The organism is Roseiflexus castenholzii DSM 13941 (assembly GCF_000017805.1).
Classification (GTDB): Bacteria; Chloroflexota; Chloroflexia; order Chloroflexales; family Roseiflexaceae; genus Roseiflexus; species Roseiflexus castenholzii.
Window position 1 is genome coordinate 1,461,194 of sequence record NC_009767.1, and the last position, 14,769, is coordinate 1,475,962.

General features: G+C 60.7%; 16 protein-coding genes. 3 read left to right on the forward strand and 13 right to left on the reverse strand.

The annotated features are described in order from the left end of the window. Positions 1-468 precede the first annotated feature (468 nt). The 9 genes from RCAS_RS05735 to RCAS_RS05775 all read right to left on the reverse strand — a co-directional run bounded on the left by RCAS_RS05735 (position 469) and on the right by RCAS_RS05775 (position 8,948). A complete protein-coding gene (locus RCAS_RS05735) occupies positions 469-1,404 on the reverse strand; it encodes a bifunctional riboflavin kinase/FAD synthetase (protein WP_012119656.1) in 936 nt (311 codons plus the stop codon). After that, the gene (gene truB, locus RCAS_RS05740) at positions 1,401-2,294 is read right to left on the reverse strand and encodes a tRNA pseudouridine(55) synthase TruB (protein WP_012119657.1); all 894 of its coding nucleotides are present in this window, start codon (positions 2,292-2,294) and stop codon (positions 1,401-1,403) included. Before truB ends, RCAS_RS05735 begins: the two co-directional genes overlap by 4 nt. Before the next feature lie 272 nt (positions 2,295-2,566). Beyond that, a complete protein-coding gene (locus RCAS_RS05745; RefSeq protein ID WP_012119658.1) occupies positions 2,567-3,568 on the reverse strand; it encodes a DHH family phosphoesterase in 1,002 nt (333 codons plus the stop codon). Beyond that, complete coding sequence (locus RCAS_RS05750; protein WP_012119659.1) at positions 3,565-4,161, reverse strand: class I SAM-dependent methyltransferase; 597 nt, start codon at positions 4,159-4,161, stop codon at positions 3,565-3,567. Before RCAS_RS05750 ends, RCAS_RS05745 begins: the two co-directional genes overlap by 4 nt. 39 nt (positions 4,162-4,200) lie before the next feature. Beyond that, a complete protein-coding gene (gene rbfA, locus RCAS_RS05755) occupies positions 4,201-4,593 on the reverse strand; it encodes a 30S ribosome-binding factor RbfA (RefSeq protein WP_012119660.1) in 393 nt (130 codons plus the stop codon). Beyond that, positions 4,590-6,806 carry a translation initiation factor IF-2 gene (gene infB, locus RCAS_RS05760; RefSeq protein WP_012119661.1) on the reverse strand — a complete coding sequence of 739 codons (2,217 nt, stop codon included), beginning with the start codon at positions 6,804-6,806 and terminating at the stop codon, positions 4,590-4,592. Before infB ends, rbfA begins: the two co-directional genes overlap by 4 nt. Before the next feature lie 116 nt (positions 6,807-6,922). Further along, the gene (gene rnpM, locus RCAS_RS05765) at positions 6,923-7,237 is read right to left on the reverse strand and encodes an RNase P modulator RnpM (RefSeq protein WP_012119662.1); all 315 of its coding nucleotides are present in this window, start codon (positions 7,235-7,237) and stop codon (positions 6,923-6,925) included. A 22-nt stretch (positions 7,238-7,259) separates the two neighbouring features. Then, a complete protein-coding gene (gene nusA, locus RCAS_RS05770; RefSeq protein ID WP_012119663.1) occupies positions 7,260-8,588 on the reverse strand; it encodes a transcription termination factor NusA in 1,329 nt (442 codons plus the stop codon). A gap of 150 nt (positions 8,589-8,738) precedes the next feature. Next, positions 8,739-8,948, reverse strand: coding sequence for a hypothetical protein (locus tag RCAS_RS05775; RefSeq protein ID WP_041330274.1), 210 nt, complete (start codon positions 8,946-8,948; stop codon positions 8,739-8,741). Between the two features lie 273 nt (positions 8,949-9,221). On the opposite strand from RCAS_RS05775, the gene RCAS_RS05780 reads away from it, so the two are divergent. Beyond that, positions 9,222-10,739 carry a YifB family Mg chelatase-like AAA ATPase gene (locus RCAS_RS05780; RefSeq protein ID WP_012119664.1) on the forward strand — a complete coding sequence of 506 codons (1,518 nt, stop codon included), beginning with the start codon at positions 9,222-9,224 and terminating at the stop codon, positions 10,737-10,739. 16 nt (positions 10,740-10,755) lie between these two features. Here the strand turns inward: RCAS_RS05780 and RCAS_RS25545 are convergent, their stop codons facing one another. The 4 genes from RCAS_RS25545 to RCAS_RS05800 all read right to left on the reverse strand — a co-directional run bounded on the left by RCAS_RS25545 (position 10,756) and on the right by RCAS_RS05800 (position 13,903). Next, entirely contained in the window at positions 10,756-11,022 is a 267-nt protein-coding gene (locus RCAS_RS25545) for a CPBP family intramembrane glutamic endopeptidase (protein WP_198136010.1), read from the reverse strand. After that, on the reverse strand, positions 10,923-11,438 hold the full coding sequence (locus RCAS_RS25550) for a hypothetical protein (protein WP_041330276.1): 516 nt from the start codon (positions 11,436-11,438) through the stop codon (positions 10,923-10,925). The genes RCAS_RS25545 and RCAS_RS25550 overlap by 100 nt, the downstream gene beginning before the upstream one ends. A gap of 468 nt (positions 11,439-11,906) precedes the next feature. Next, a complete protein-coding gene (locus RCAS_RS05795; RefSeq protein ID WP_012119665.1) occupies positions 11,907-12,890 on the reverse strand; it encodes an NAD(P)H-quinone oxidoreductase in 984 nt (327 codons plus the stop codon). After that, positions 12,887-13,903: a small ribosomal subunit Rsm22 family protein gene (locus RCAS_RS05800; protein ID WP_041330278.1), complete on the reverse strand. Its 1,017-nt coding sequence runs from the start codon at positions 13,901-13,903 to the stop codon at positions 12,887-12,889. The genes RCAS_RS05795 and RCAS_RS05800 overlap by 4 nt, the downstream gene beginning before the upstream one ends. A 207-nt stretch (positions 13,904-14,110) precedes the next feature. Between RCAS_RS05800 and RCAS_RS05805 the strand changes: the two genes are divergently transcribed. After that, entirely contained in the window at positions 14,111-14,548 is a 438-nt protein-coding gene (locus RCAS_RS05805; RefSeq protein ID WP_012119667.1) for a hypothetical protein, read from the forward strand. Positions 14,549-14,574: 26 nt separating this feature from the next. Further along, positions 14,575-14,763: a hypothetical protein gene (locus tag RCAS_RS05810; RefSeq protein ID WP_041330279.1), complete on the forward strand. Its 189-nt coding sequence runs from the start codon at positions 14,575-14,577 to the stop codon at positions 14,761-14,763. The last annotated feature ends 6 nt before the right edge of the window (positions 14,764-14,769 follow it).

Below are 14,769 nucleotides of genomic sequence, written 5' to 3' on the forward strand. Positions count from 1 at the left end.
GATCAGAGCGAGGGGTCCTGCGCGAACCCGCTCGGATTCCTCGCTGAGTTTACCCTGAGCGAAGCGAAGGGCTCGGAATGACAAGCATGCGGCATCTTCAATCGTAATTGGTATCACACCAAGGCGCGAAGGCGCGGAGAGAGCATGCCGGTAGCGTTGTGGGTCAGGCTTTTTGCCTTTGATAGGGCTTATAGCGCGCATAACCACATTGAAATGGATGTGACCTGATTATCTTTAGTGAGATTAGCCGCAGAGGGCGACGAACCCTGCGCGTGTCGCCTCATAGCCTGTAACAAAATCATCACCGGAAGCAAGATGACGTTGATAAGGAGGTAAGGACATCATATCTTTCTCCAAACGTAAATGCACTTACGCAACGCTTCACGTCCGTGCTCCCCCATCTGTTGACTGCTATTCCCTTTGCCGCCCGGCAAAACAGCGTATGAGGAACGTTGACCGGACTCAGCATCATTGTCCTCCCTCATATTCCTCCAGCCACGCGCGCGCAGCGGCGACATCACGGGTGATCTGCGCTACCAGCGCCGCAACGCCGTCGAACTTGTGCTCGCCACGCAACCGGTGCAGGAACATCAACCGCAACTCTTCGCCGTACACATCACCGCTGAAATCGAGCAGATACGCCTCGACCGTCCGGCGTGATCCATCGAAGGTTGGGCGCACGCCGACATTCGCTACGGCGCCATAGGTGACGCCGTTGAGCACCGCGCGGCAGACATACACACCGTGCGCCGGCAGCATACGGCGTGGATCGACGTTGATATTGGCGGTCGGGAAGCCAATTGTGCGCCCACGCCGATCCCCCTCAACGATGGGACCGCGCAAGCCATAGGGGTAGCCGAGCAACCGATTGGCCGCTTCAATATCGCCGACACTGAGTGCTGCGCGAATGCGCGTCGAACTAACGGTTTCGCCATCGAGCAGAAACGGTTCGACACGATGCACGGCATAGCCGAAGGTCTGACCGATGGCGGCCAGGCGACTGGCGTCTCCCTCGCGCCCGCGACCCAGAGCGAAGTCCCAGCCAATACAGAGTTCGCGCAGCGCCACGGCGCCACAGAGCCGTGCCATGAATTCGTGCGCCGTGAGCGCCATGATCTCGGTGGTGAACGGGATGACGATCATCAGATCGACGCCGAGCGCAGCGATCAGTTCCGCGCGCTCGACGAGCGTCGTCAGTGTGGGGCGTTCGTTTCCCGGACGAACGACAACATCGGGATGCGGATCGAACGTCAGCACCGCCGCCTGTCGTCCAAAGGCGCGGGCGCGCTGCACCGTCGCGCCTATCAGATGGGCATGCCCGCGATGCACCCCATCGAAGGCGCCAATTGTGAGCACGGTCGGCAACTCGTTAATCGGCTGCGGGAGTCCATGAACAATCTTCATGCATCAGTCCAATCGAATACTTTTATCGGGCGCCAGTGACTGCCATCATACCGCAGCAGCGCCAGCAATGTGCCATCGGGAGCATGCGCGCGCGTCTGTGATGGCGCATCAGCCGGAGCAGGAATCGCGAGACCGTGCCGGATCCGGCGGGCCTGCTCTTCATCGAGGCGCAGGGCATGCCAGTCTGCAACCGCAATCTCTGGCGGCAAGAGCCGCCGACGCAGCGCCTCGTGCGCGTCGGCATGCACCTCCTCTTCCAGCACATGGAGCGATATTGCGTCTTCGACACGAAAGGCGCCCACCGCCGTGCGCCGGAGCGCTGCGAGATGCGCACCGCATCCCAGCGCCACCCCCAGATCACGCGCCAGTGCGCGAATGTACGTACCGCTGCCGCACACCACATCGAGCGTCAACAGCGGAGGTTGGTACTCAACCAGTTCGAGCCGCTCGATATACACCTGGCGTGGCGGCGGTTCAACCGTCACACCCGCGCGCGCCAGCGCATACAGACGGCGACCCTGATGGTGCAGCGCCGCATACATCGGCGGAGTCTGCCAGATCGTCCCACGCAACGGCGCGAGCGCCTCCTCGATCATGGCTCGGTCGAGCGGAGGCAGCGCTTGCTGCACGACCACTTCACCGTTTGCATCATCAGTTGTCGTTGTCGCACCCAAACACACCGCCGCCAGATAGCGTTTGAGCGTCTGATGCTGAACATACTCAATCAGCCGCGTTGCCCCGCCAAGCGCCACGACCAGCACCCCGGTCGCCGCCGGATCGAGCGTTCCGGCGTGCCCGACGCGCCGCTGCCCGCTCAACCGCCGGATACGCACCACGACATCATGCGAGGTCATGCCGGATGGCTTGTCGATGTTGAGAAAACCATGCATGAGTCCCCTGCACAAAGGCTTCACCACCAAGGACACGAAGCGCACGAAGGGGAAGAACCATGAAGCGCATGTCCTTTGTGTCCCCTGGCGCCCTTCGTGGTTTCGTGGTTAATACGGAACCGATGCGGTCCATGCTATGAGTCCCCTGCACAAAGGCTTCACCACCAAGGACCCGAAGCGCACGAAGGGGAAGAACCATGAAGCGCATGTCCTTTGTGTCCCTTTGTGGTTACCGCTTTTTGCAGTGAAGTCATGCATGGCAGGCATTCGGCTCACAACGCGTTGGATGCTGCTAATTCCTTGAGCAAAGGAACGACGACCATCGCAGCTTCGGCAGGTGTCATTGACAGATTTGCCCCTGCCGCCTGCGCATGCCCACCGCCGCCCCAGCGTTGCGCAATCGCAGCGACATTCAGCGGCGCGCGCGCCCGGAGGCTTATCTTTGTCGTTCCATCAGAGCGCTCCTTGAACAGCGCCATGACCCGCGCCTCACCGATCCGCTGCAACACCCGTATGACCTCATCCGCTGCTTCTTCTTCGGCGCCGGTTGCCGCAAACATGCGCTTATCGACCGTCGTCCAGACGACACCATCCTCGTAGCGCAAACCGGCAAGCGCGTGACCCATCAACGCTGCACTGCTTGCAGGCAACCCGTAGTACACGGCGCGAATAATCCGCGCATGGTCGGCGCCAGACTCAAGGAGCGCCGCAGCCACGCGCAGCGACTCCGGATGGGTGGCGTTCGTCTGGAAACTTTGCGTGTCGGTCGTCAATCCGAGCAACAGACATGTGGCAATCGTTCGGTCAATCGGCACACCCATCGCGCGGAACAGGCGATAGAGCAGATCGCACGTTGATGCGGCATCGGGATCGACCAGGTTGAGCGAGGCGCCGCCATCATTCGTCACGTGATGATCGATGACGACCACAGGCAACGTTGCCAGCATTGCGGCGTGTTCATCGTACATCGGACCAATGCGGGTCAGGTGAGCCGTATCGACCAGAATGGCAAGGTCGGCAGGCGGCAGCGCCATGCCCGACTGATAGAGCACAATCTGGTCGGCGCCGGGGAGCCATGCGGCATAGACTGGAATCGGCGGCATCAGCATTGCCGTGCGCTGCTTGCCCAATATGCCAAGAACATGCCAGACGGCAAGAGCAGCGCCGACGGCGTCGCCATCGGGGTTGACATGAGTCAGAATGAGCGTGTGCTGTGCAGCGGCAATGTATTCAGTAAGCGGCGCTGCTACCGTGGCGGGATCGTTGGAGATCATGCAGGCTTCCTGTGAATATGATACACCGTATGCCCGGCGCGTTTCTTGACTTCTTTCATACGCAACTGATGGCGACGTCCAAGCATCGGGATCAAGCGGTTAAGACCACTGACAACCACAAACCAGTACTCGCCGCCGGGTCTGAGGTGATCGAGCGGCGCGAGGATGAACTCGTGCTCGATCGCTTCATCGCCAATTTTTGCCGGAATATTCGAGACGATCAGATCGAACGGAATATCAGGAACGTATTCAAACCCGACACTGCCGATCACCTCGACATTGGGCGTCTGATTAAGCGCCGCGTTATGGCGCGCATAGCGCACCGCCAGCAGATCGCGATCCACGAGGATGACGCGCGCCTGCGGAAACCAGCGCGCCAGGACGATCCCGATCACGCCGCAGCCGCATCCAAGGTCGAGGATGGTCTGCGGCGTTTGCGGCGCAATAGTGCGCAGGAACAGATCGGTTCCTTCATCGACCTGATATGATGAAAAGAGCGTATGCGCCACATCGAACGCGAACGTCTGCCCTCGACAGGTGTAAGAAATGCGTTTCTTATAGTAGACATCGACAGGAGTCGCGACCGTCGTCATGGCACACCCGTCTCACAAGGCGACACATTGCGCCAGCCACTACTCCGCCGGTTTGTCGTCTTCGGGCTGAGGTGGCGGAGAACCGGCGCGCTCAGCGGCGGCGCGCCGGAGCAATTCATCGATATGCAGACTATAATCGACCGACGTATCGAGGATCAGTCGCAATTCTGGAACAAAGCGCAAATAATTCAACTCCTCCGCGAGGCGCCGGCGCAGGAACCCTTTCGCGCGTTCGAGCGCCGCCATGGTTTCCTTACGCTCCTCCGGTGTGCCCATGACCGAGATCCGCACCCGCGCGATCTGCAAATCGGCGGTCACCTCGACGCCGACGACCGTTGCGAAACCAACCCGTGGATCCTTCAGTTCATACTGAAGGATCTCTCCCAGAATGCGCTGTATTTCGTGCCCCAGTTGTTCGGTGCGTTTGCTCATACGGTGCGTTCCACGCGCTCCCTGCGATAGAACTCCATCGTATCGCCAGGTGTAATATCGTTGAACCCTTCGACAATCAGACCACACTCATATCCTGCCTGAACTTCGCGAACATCGTCTTTGAAGCGTTTCAGGCTGGCGATCTTGCCATCGTGAATCACGACGCCGTTGCGCAGCACGCGCACATTGTACTGGCGCGTAATCTTACCCTCGGTCACATACAGCCCGGCCACGATCTCACGCGTCGGCAGGCGGAAGGTGGTGCGCACCTCGGCAAACCCTTCGGTCACCTCGCGGTACTCCGGTTCCAGCATGCCGATCATCGCCTTTTTGATATCTTCGGTCAACTGGTAAATAATGTTGTAGAACCGGATATCGACCCCATACTGTTCAGCCTGCCGGCGTGCCGCCGGATCGGGGCGGGCATTGAACCCAATGATGATTGCGTGTGATGCAATCGCAAGGTTGACATCGCTTTCGGTAATGGTGCCGGTGCCACGATGGATAATCCTGATCTGCACCTCATCGGTATTGAGTTGGCTCAGCGCGTGTTCGATAGCGCCGATCGATCCCTGCACATCCGCCTTCAAAATGATGTTCAGCTCCTTGATCTTCCCCTGCTGGATCGAGCTGAACAACCCATCGAGGCTGACGCCGCGCGTGCTTGCCATTGCTTCGAGGCGCTGCTTGCGCTGCCGTTGCAGGGCAATCTCACGAGCAACCGTCAGATCGGGCATCACCTGGAGAATATCACCCGCCTGCGGCACATCGTTCAATCCCAGAATAACCACCGGTGTAGCCGGTTCGGCAAAGCGCAGGCGTTTCCCGGCATCGTTGAACATCGTGCGGATCGTGCCGGTCGTCGCTCCAACCAGCACATTATCCTCAAGGCGCAGCGTGCCATTCTGCACGAGCACCGTCGCCACCGGACCGCGCGTGCGGTCCATTTCAGCCTCGACGATTGTGCCGACGGCGGGCGCATTCGGGTTCGCTTTGTACTCATTAAGATCCGCGACGAGCAGGATCATTTCGAGCAATCCGTCGATATTCTTTTTCAGTTTGGCGGAAACTTCGACCGATGGCACATCACCGCCAAACTGCTCGACGATCACCCCCGCATTAGCGAGTTGCTGGCGAACGCGATCAGGGTTGGCGTTCGGCGCGTCGATCTTATTGATCGCCACGATCATCGGCACACCCGCCGCTTTCACGTGCGAAATCGCCTCGAGGGTTTGCGGCATCACGCCATCGTCGGCAGCCACCACCAACACGACGATGTCGGTCACCTGCGCACCGCGCGCACGCATCGCCGTGAACGCCTCGTGCCCCGGCGTATCGAGGAAGGTGATCTTTCGTCCGTGTAATTCGACCTGATACGCGCCAATATGCTGGGTAATGCCACCCGCTTCGCTCTCCGCCACGCGGGTCGAACGGATCGCGTCGAGCAGTTTTGTCTTCCCATGGTCGACGTGCCCCATAATCGTCACCACCGGCGGACGCGGCTTCAGGTCCTTTGGGTCCTGCGCGGCGAGCACATCACGGATATTCTCGACGATCCCCTCCAACTGTGGCGGCACATATTCCACGGTTTCGATGCCGAAATCGGCTGCAATAACCGCTGCCGTTTCGTAATCGATCTGCTGATTGATATTGGCGACCACGCCAGCCTTGAGCAGTGCTTTCAAGATTTCGGCAGCGCCAACGCCGGTCGCTTCCGAAAACTCGCGCACGGTCATCGTCACCGGCAGCGCAATCGGACCTTTTGGCCGCACCGGAGCGCGCACTGTCGTTGGGCGCGCCAGGGTGCTCGAAGTCCGCGTTGTAGTTGTGCTTGTGCTGCGTCCGCTCCGATTGATGCGCCCGTCTTCATGGTCGGTTGGGCTTTCCTCGCGTCGCCGTCCATCGCCGCCACGTCCACCGCTCGGACCGCGCCCGCCACCTGGACCACGCCCGCCGCCGGGGCTGCCGGGACCGCGTCCGCCGCCGGGGCTGCCGGGACCACGCCCGCCGCCGGGGCTGCCGGGACCACGCCCGCCGCCGGGGCTGCCGGGACCGCGTCCACCGCCGGGGCTGCCGGGACCGCGCCCGCCGCCGGGGCTGCCGGGACCGCGCCCGCCGCCAGGGTTGCCGGGACCACGCCCGCCGCCAGCGAACTCGATATGATCGCGCGCATCAACAGCGCTCTGATGCCCAGAGATTCTCATACTATTCATTGTCATTCCTCCTCACAACAGGATGTCCGCGGTTGGTGCGCGCGATCGTCTCTGCAATACTTCGCTATGGATGCTGGCGGTATTGTGACAGGCCTACCGCAACGAGGAGCAGCCGACTATTCTGCAATCGTCAACGGCGTCAACGCTCGCGCATATGCTTCAAGCGCCGCACTATCATCCGGATGCAACGCGTCGATCCGCAGCGCGCGCGCCAGCGCACCGCGCCGGATCGCCTGATTCCAGCACTCAGAGTTGTGACACAGATAAGCGCCACGCCCATTGCGCTTCCCGGTTGGATCGACATGCACCCGACCATCGGCATCGCGCACCAGGCGAATCAGCGCGCGTTTCGCATGGGTGCAACGACACACCACACATGTGCGCTGCGGCACATGCTTTGGGCGCGGTCCCTTCTGCTTTTTTTTCGGCATCTGCGTCACATCAATCACCCACTTACTCGTCGCCCTCGATCGCATCCTCTTCATCGTCGCCAACGAGCATATACGATGCCACCAGGCGATCACCGCGATAGATGTACAGTTTTTGCGGCGTCGCGCGCAGTTGCACCGTTTCGCCGACCAGGTCGTCGCCGAGTGGACCATAGCGATGCTTCCGATAGACGATCGTTCCATCGGCGTACACTTTGCGCATCTCGACCTTTGCCGTCGCCAGCGCCGCCTCAGTCGCCAGCGCCTCCGCTTCTGCCGCATCGCGCGCCTCCGCCGCTGCGCGCTCTTCGTCGAGCAACGCCGACGCGCTCTTGATATCGATCCGCCATCCCGTCAGTTTTGCCGCCAGGCGCACATTCTGCCCTTCTTTACCGATCGCCAGCGAGAGTTGCTTATCCGGCACAATGACCGTCGCAGCGTGTTCATCGTCGCGCAACTGCACCTCAACGACCTGTGCTGGCGACAGTGCATTCGCAATGAACTCTTTTGGATTTGACGACCACTGCACAACATCGATCTTTTCGCCATTCAGTTCGTTGACGATGTTCTGAATGCGAATGCCGCGCATACCGACGCACGAACCAACCGGATCGATGCCCTCCTGCCGCGCCGCGACTGCTACTTTGGTACGGATACCCGGCTCGCGCGCGATCGACTTGATCTCGACGGCGCCATTATAAATCTCCGGCACTTCCATCTCGAAGAGGCGCGTAATCAGATTTTTGTGCGCGCGCGATGCGATCAGTTTCGGTCCGCGTTCCTCACGGCGGATTTCCATCAGGTAGACCTTCAGGCGCTGCCCGTGGTAGTAGCGATCGGTCTCGACCTGTTCCTTCGGCGGCAAGACGGCTTCGGCTTTTCCCATTTCGAGAATGACGTTGCCCTTTGCCATGCGCTGTACGGTCGCCGTGACCAGTTCGCCCTCGCGATCCATGTATTCGCCATAGATGTGTTCGCGCTCGACTTCCTTGATTCCCTGAAGGATAACCTGTTTCGCCGTTTGCGCTGCGATTCGTCCAAAATCCTTCGGCGTCGTCTCGACGACGACCGACTCGCCCAGTTCGACATCGGGCTTGATCTTGCGGGCGCTCTCCAGATCGATCTCAAAGCGCTCATCGTAGACATCGTCAACGACCTGTTTTTCGGAATAGACGCGCGCCGCGCCCGTCAGCGGGTCCAGCCGGACCGATATCTCCATTGGCGGTGGGTTAGGACCGAGCGTTCGGCGATACGCTGTCGCCAGCGCCTTTTCCATGACCTCGACGATGGCTTCCTTGGGAATGCCGCGTTCGGACGCAATCTGTGAGATTGCTGCATAAAAATCGCTTTTCATCGTATCCTCGGCGTCGTGTTTGCGCTGCCGCTCAACCGCCCAATGACCGCGCTAACAATAAGAAAAGTGGGGGACGCCCACTTTTCGACACAACCGTGAACTCATGGCTTATAGTATACCATTTTCGCAACACAGACGCAAACGGTTGCGCTATGGTGCGGGATAGGGATATGGCGCGTCTGGCGCGGGCGTATCCGTTCTGAATGGAACACTCGTCGCCGATGACGGCAGCGTGCCCGGCGTTGCCGTCATCGGCGCCGGCGTGTTTGATATGCGCCCGCCCTCGACAACTTCACATGCGGTGATAAGCGTTGCCGCAATCAACAAAAGAAACAACCATCGACCGATGAGTACGATCACACGCCATGCCCTCCCTTATGGTCATCGCTCTCCAGTATACCAGTAGATGCGTTCCCTGTTTATGGGGCTTGTTGCTGGTTGACCGCGCGTGTCGGCGCATGGTTGCTGCGCCGATACGATGGAGACGGATGTGCAGGTTCCTTCCCCCGGCAACCACAGTGCATAGAATCGCTTGATCGACAGGACATTCTTCCTGTTGTCGCTCCCTGACCCGATCCCTGCCTGACACTGAAACGGTATACCTGTGGAACCGCGGCAAACGGGAGGCATGGCATGCTGGCAAAAGTTTATAGCAGCGCCGTGATTGGTCTCGAAGGCGTTTTGGTCGAGGTCGAAGTCGATATTGCGCAAGGATTGCCGAGTTTCACCATCGTCGGGCTAGGGGACACCGCCGTGCAGGAAAGCCGGGAGCGGGTGCGTGCTGCCGTCCGCAACTGCGGCGCCTCGTTCCCGATGAAGCGGATCACGGTCAACCTGGCGCCGGCCGATCTGCGGAAGGCTGGTCCCGCCTACGATCTGCCGATCGCCATTGGATTGTTGCTGGCGTCGGAACAGGTGCGGGGGGATGTCCACGATGCAGTGTTTATCGGCGAGTTGGGTCTCGACGGTGCTGTGCGCCACATCGACGGCGTGCTGCCGATGGTCGCCGTCGCGCGCGAACAGGGCATCCGGCGCGTCTTTGTGCCCCAGGAAGATGCTGCGGAGGCGGCGCTGGTCAGTGGAATCAGCATTATCCCGGTGCAGCGCCTCGACGATCTGACGGCGCACCTGAGCGGTGTGAAGGCGTTGCCGGAGTATCTGAGCCGACCAATCGACACTGCGCCGCCACCGGTATATCCGGTAGACTTCAGCGTGGTGCGCGGGCAGGAACATGTCAAGCGCGCGCTGGAAATCGCAGCCGCTGGTGGGCACCACGTGCTGATGACCGGCAGCCCTGGCTCTGGAAAAACGCTCATGGCGCGCGCGCTGATCTCGATCCTGCCGCCACTGACCACGAGTGAGGCGATTGAGGTGACGAAAATCTACAGCGTCGCCGGGCAATTGCCGAAGGATACGCCTCTGATCCGCCAGCGACCCTTCTGTGCGCCGCACCACACAACCTCACTGGCGGGGCTGGTCGGCGGCGGCGGGGTGCGGGTCAAACCCGGCATGATTTCACTGGCGCACCGTGGCATCTTGTTTCTCGACGAACTGCCGGAGTTCGGCAGCAAACTCGATGTGCTGCGCCAACCGCTTGAAGATCGGGTGGTTACGTTGAGTCGTGCTGTCGGGAGTATCACTTACCCTGCATCATTTATGCTGATCGCGGCACAGAACCCCTGCGTATGCGGTTGGTACGGCGACCCGGAGCGCCAGTGTACCTGCACGGCAGCGGCAGTCGCGCGGTATCAGCGGCGGGTCAGCGGACCGGTGCTCGACCGGTTCGATATGTTTGTCTATGCCCCGCGCGTCCCTTTTGACAAATTGAATACCCTGCGCTCTGGCGAGGAGTCGGCTATCATCCGCGAACGGGTGATTGCGGCACGACAGATCCAGGAACGTCGCTTCCGGGGAACCCATCTGCTCACCAACAGCGATATGGGACCGGCGGAAATCCATCAGCACTGCCGGCTCAACAGCCAGAGTCAACTCATTATGCAGAACGCCATGCGCCAGCACGATCTCTCGGCGCGCGGGTATCACCGCATTCTGAAACTGGCGCGCACCATTGCCGATCTCGCCGGGTCTGCGCACATTACTGCACAGCACCTGGGAGAGGCGTTGCAGTACCGATTGCGGCAGGCAGAGTAAATGGCAGCGGCGGCGATCAGCCAGGATGCGCTGCCGCCGCAACGAGAATGAGGAAGGTCGCCACGAACCAGTGGATCAGAAAGGACCAGACGAACGATCGGGTGCGCCATGCCACCCAACCAAAGCCAAAGCCGCCGATAATGGCAAAGAATGTCTCCAATTCCGGTTTGCCGATGTGCGCTATCACAAATGGCACAGACTGGAGCCATAACGCTTCAGGACTGAACCATCGCGCATAAGCGAATAAAATCCATCCGCGAAACAGAAACTCCCAGCCGACCAAATCGAGAAACGTCGTCCACGGTAGACCATCTTCATATCTCGGTAGTATGCGTTGCGCGCCGGATCGCGCTGTCCAAAGACGTACAGGATCGGCGCCATGATCGCTGCGCCCAGTAATGTCAGCACCAGCCCCGCTTTCCAGTCGCCGAGGGTAAACCCATAACAACGCGGATGCTCGCGGAAGATGACGATGATGACCAGCAGCGGAATAATCAGGTGGCGAACGACGCGATCCCAGTATGTGAACGGGGTAATGCTCCGATAGTTGTCGAAGGCGAGCAGGATCAGGCTGATAACGGTGATCGCAACAATCTTCCGGTCGAACACAAGCCGTTCGCCGATCAGCCATTTGAGAGGGAACACGCGTTGCATCGGTGTTCGTTGTGCAATATGCGTCTGGTGAGGTTTGTCGCTCATATGCCACCGCCTGTCTGTCGTCGTGCCGGAGAGCCGCCGGACAGTGTTGTGGACGGCACATCTCCAGGCTTCCCAACCAACATTCGCTTGTGATCGAAAACGTGTTCCCGGTAGTGAGCGCCGATCGATCCTGTCGCAACCAACGCCTGCCGCACATTCGGCAATTCTTCAAGGTCCGACGGTGTGAGAAGCCCTGTACGTGCCTGTCCGAATAATCCCGGGCTGTCGTCATTGCCAGAGTCGCACCGATGGCTCGATGGCACGGCGAGGCGTCATACCAGGGCGCCACTCTGTCGCAAGCGATATGTTTGCCACGAGTGGAGCGGTGGCTCAAGACCGCTCTGAACGGATTGAACGATCGCACCGCTTTGCCTGCGGTTCCTCGGAGAGGTTCCGGGTATGCTCAGCCCTGCTGAACCGGCATACGACGGGTGCGCCAGCAAGCGCCTCGTCCCTGATTGGCGGTCGTCACGCGGCATCGGTATCGACCCGCAGCACGAGTTTTCCGGCGTTGCGATTCGCTTCCATTACGCGGTGCGCTTCGGCAGCGTCGCGCAGGGGGTAGATCGTGTCGATGATTGGGCGCAATTCGCCGCGCGTCAATCGGTCGTGCGCAAACGCCACAAAATCGGCGGTGAGGGCGATTTTTTGCGACAATGGCGTGCGGCGTAGGGTGGCGCCGGTGACGCGCAACCGTTTCGTCATGATCGGTCCCAGGTCGATCTGCCCTGTTGACCCTCCCAGGAACCCGATCAGTTGCAATCGTCCGTCGAGCGCCAGGGCTGCGGTATTCTGCTGCCAGTAGGGGGCGCCGACAAAATCGAGGATCAGATCGACGCCGCGACTGCCGGTTGCTTCAAGCACGCGCATCGCAAACGACTCCTCACGATAGTTGATGGCCAGTTCTGCGCCGAGTTCGCGGCAGAGCGCCAGTTTTTCCGCCGAACCGGCGGTGGCGAAGACGCGCGCGCCGGCAACGCGCGCCAGTTGTATCGCCGCCGTGCCGACGCCGCTGGCGCCAGCATGAATGAGCACTGTTTCGCCTGTCTGCAACTTCCCCATGGCGAACAGGTTGAGAAAGGCGGTCAGAAACGCTTCTGGAATGGCAGCCGCCTCTTCGAACGAGAGGTTCTCCGGTATGCGCATTGCTATGCCAGCCGGTACAACCGCCAGTTCGGCGTACCCGCCGCCCGTGACGACTGCCATGACGCGGTCACCGGCGCGCCATTGACCGGTGGGTGTCACTACTTCACCTGCCAGTTCAAGACCCAGGATCGGCGATGCTCCCGGCGGCGGGGCATAGGCGCCGCGACGCTGAAGCAGGTCGGCGCGGTTGACAGCCGTAGCGCGTACCCGCACCAGAAGTTCATCAGAACCGGGAGTCGGGTCGGGCGCATCGCCGTACTGCAAAACATCAGGGGCGCCCGGCGTATCGAACAGAATGGCTTTCATGGTTGCTCCTCGAGTGTCTGTCCCCATTCAAGATGCTTGACCCATTTGAAGGCGTCGCGATCGCGTTTGAGCGCGCGATGCCGCAGAATACCGTCGCGCGATGAGATCAGGACTTCGGCATACGCCTTGTTGAACGTCGGTTCGCGAATGACCCTGCCCCAGACCGGTCGTTCGGGCGGAAAGCGGGTGAGCGCAGCATAACTGTACTTGGCGTCTTCCCACGGCGACGACGCGCCGCGCGCGCGCCGCTGAAACTCAGGACGGCGCAGTCGTTGCGGAAAGTGGCACCAGTCGTTGGTGAGCGGGCAGGGCTGATCGTGGGTGCAGGGTGCAATCGTGGCGGCGCCGTTGGCGAGCAACAGGTCGCGCGCGGCGCGCACCACGGCAAACCCAACCGAAGTGCCAGGTTCGACGATCAGGAGCATGCCACGACTCAGGCGCCAGGCGGTTTCCACAATCGCACTGCGCTCATCCGGTGGTATTTCGCCAAGCACGTGACCGAGCACAACCAGATCGAACCGGATGCCGCGTTCGATAGGGGCTTGCAGGGTGCGTTGCACCCAACGCACGCTCCGCAGCGCCGGATTTGCGCTCGTATGCGCAAAATTGCGCCCCAGCGCAATCAACACCGGCTCGCGCTCCCAGGCGGTCAGGTCGCGGAGCGACGGCCAGCACACCGTTGCTGCCCAGAGCGCCGTTCCGGGTCCGCTCCCCATATCGAGCATGGTTTCCGGCGACCACGATGGGATGCGCTCGGCAGCCGCTTTCATCGCACCGTATAGTTGCGCATACGTGGCCGGCATGAAGAGCGCAGCATAGCCAAGGGCATCGAGATGCGTGCGCACTGCCGGCGCTGCGCCAATGTCATCGAGGGCGCGGTACTGCTCGCTCAACGTGCGCGCTGCGGTCATCCAGCGGATTGCGGGAACACGGTCGAGCGCCTGCGCGATAGCGTTACGCAACTCGGCAGGGAGCGCAATCATGCGCGGATCAGGCGGCAGACGTTCGATCATAAAGAGTCGGGAGACCTCTGGAATAGATGCGTGCGAACACGCCTTCATTGTATCACCGGGAGGAGTCTCCGCCAAAGGTCATACGCCATTGGATAGAACCGCCGCGCAGAATCATCCGGCAATTCTGTCGTTCGTGGCTATTGTGGAGCGCCATGATGCGCTACTGTATGGCTGACGACCAAATTGATGCAGCGGAAGGAGATCGCCATGGTCGCGCAACATCGTCAATCATTCCCGTGGGGCGCAGTGATCTGGTCGAGCATCCTGATGGTCGTCATTCCGTTGGGCTTTGCGTTCGCTGTCAGTGTTGGATATGGGGTTGTGGTCGGGTTTCAGACGCGCGGCGACCCGGAAGCCATTCATGCGGCGGTCACTGCGCTTGCCAGCGCTGCCTGGTATCGGGCATTACCCAAGGTGCTGCTGGCAATTGTGGCATTCTGGCGTGGTACACGCCTGGCTCGGTTGGCGGCGCCAGCCGCCCCGTCGGTCGTGGGTGCGGTATTGCTGGCGCTCGTCCTTCTGGTTGTACTGGCAGTCGCACTTTTCAGTGCGCCGCTCAACGGCGAACAGGCACTATCGTTCGCCGTTGACGCCGTGGTGATGCTGGCGTGTGGTCTGGTGGGGGCGCGGGCAGCGCGACGATAGACAGTCGATCTGAGCGTGAGGAGTCTGTGATCGGTTCATGCTGGGAAAAAGTCATTCGTGACCTGTGGCACAATAAGGTGCGCACCCTGCTTGTGGTGCTGTCGATTGCCGCCGGGATCAGCGGTATCGGCACGGTCGCTCATATGTATTTCATCATGTCGCGCGACCTGGCGCAGAGTTACGCCGAGGTTCGCCCGGCAAACGCAATATTGTAGACCGAC

Excerpts from the sequence above, each read along its gene's own strand:
- nusA (WP_012119663.1), bottom strand. The coding sequence starts at position 8,588 with ATGAAAAGCGATTTTTATGCAGCAATCTCACAGATTGCGTCCGAACGC.
- rbfA (WP_012119660.1), bottom strand. The coding sequence starts at position 4,593 with ATGAGCAAACGCACCGAACAACTGGGGCACGAAATACAGCGCATTCTG.
- RCAS_RS05745 (WP_012119658.1), bottom strand. The coding sequence starts at position 3,568 with ATGATCTCCAACGATCCCGCCACGGTAGCAGCGCCGCTTACTGAATAC.
- truB (WP_012119657.1), bottom strand. The coding sequence starts at position 2,294 with ATGCATGGTTTTCTCAACATCGACAAGCCATCCGGCATGACCTCGCAT.
- RCAS_RS05735 (WP_012119656.1), bottom strand. The coding sequence starts at position 1,404 with ATGAAGATTGTTCATGGACTCCCGCAGCCGATTAACGAGTTGCCGACC.
- RCAS_RS05800 (WP_041330278.1), bottom strand. The coding sequence starts at position 13,903 with ATGATCGAACGTCTGCCGCCTGATCCGCGCATGATTGCGCTCCCTGCC.
- RCAS_RS05805 (WP_012119667.1), top strand. The coding sequence starts at position 14,111 with ATGGTCGCGCAACATCGTCAATCATTCCCGTGGGGCGCAGTGATCTGG.
- RCAS_RS05750 (WP_012119659.1), bottom strand. The coding sequence starts at position 4,161 with ATGACGACGGTCGCGACTCCTGTCGATGTCTACTATAAGAAACGCATT.
- infB (WP_012119661.1), bottom strand. The coding sequence starts at position 6,806 with ATGAATAGTATGAGAATCTCTGGGCATCAGAGCGCTGTTGATGCGCGC.
- rnpM (WP_012119662.1), bottom strand. The coding sequence starts at position 7,237 with ATGCCGAAAAAAAAGCAGAAGGGACCGCGCCCAAAGCATGTGCCGCAG.
- RCAS_RS05795 (WP_012119665.1), bottom strand. The coding sequence starts at position 12,890 with ATGAAAGCCATTCTGTTCGATACGCCGGGCGCCCCTGATGTTTTGCAG.
- RCAS_RS25550 (WP_041330276.1), bottom strand. The coding sequence starts at position 11,438 with ATGAGCGACAAACCTCACCAGACGCATATTGCACAACGAACACCGATG.
- RCAS_RS05780 (WP_012119664.1), top strand. The coding sequence starts at position 9,222 with ATGCTGGCAAAAGTTTATAGCAGCGCCGTGATTGGTCTCGAAGGCGTT.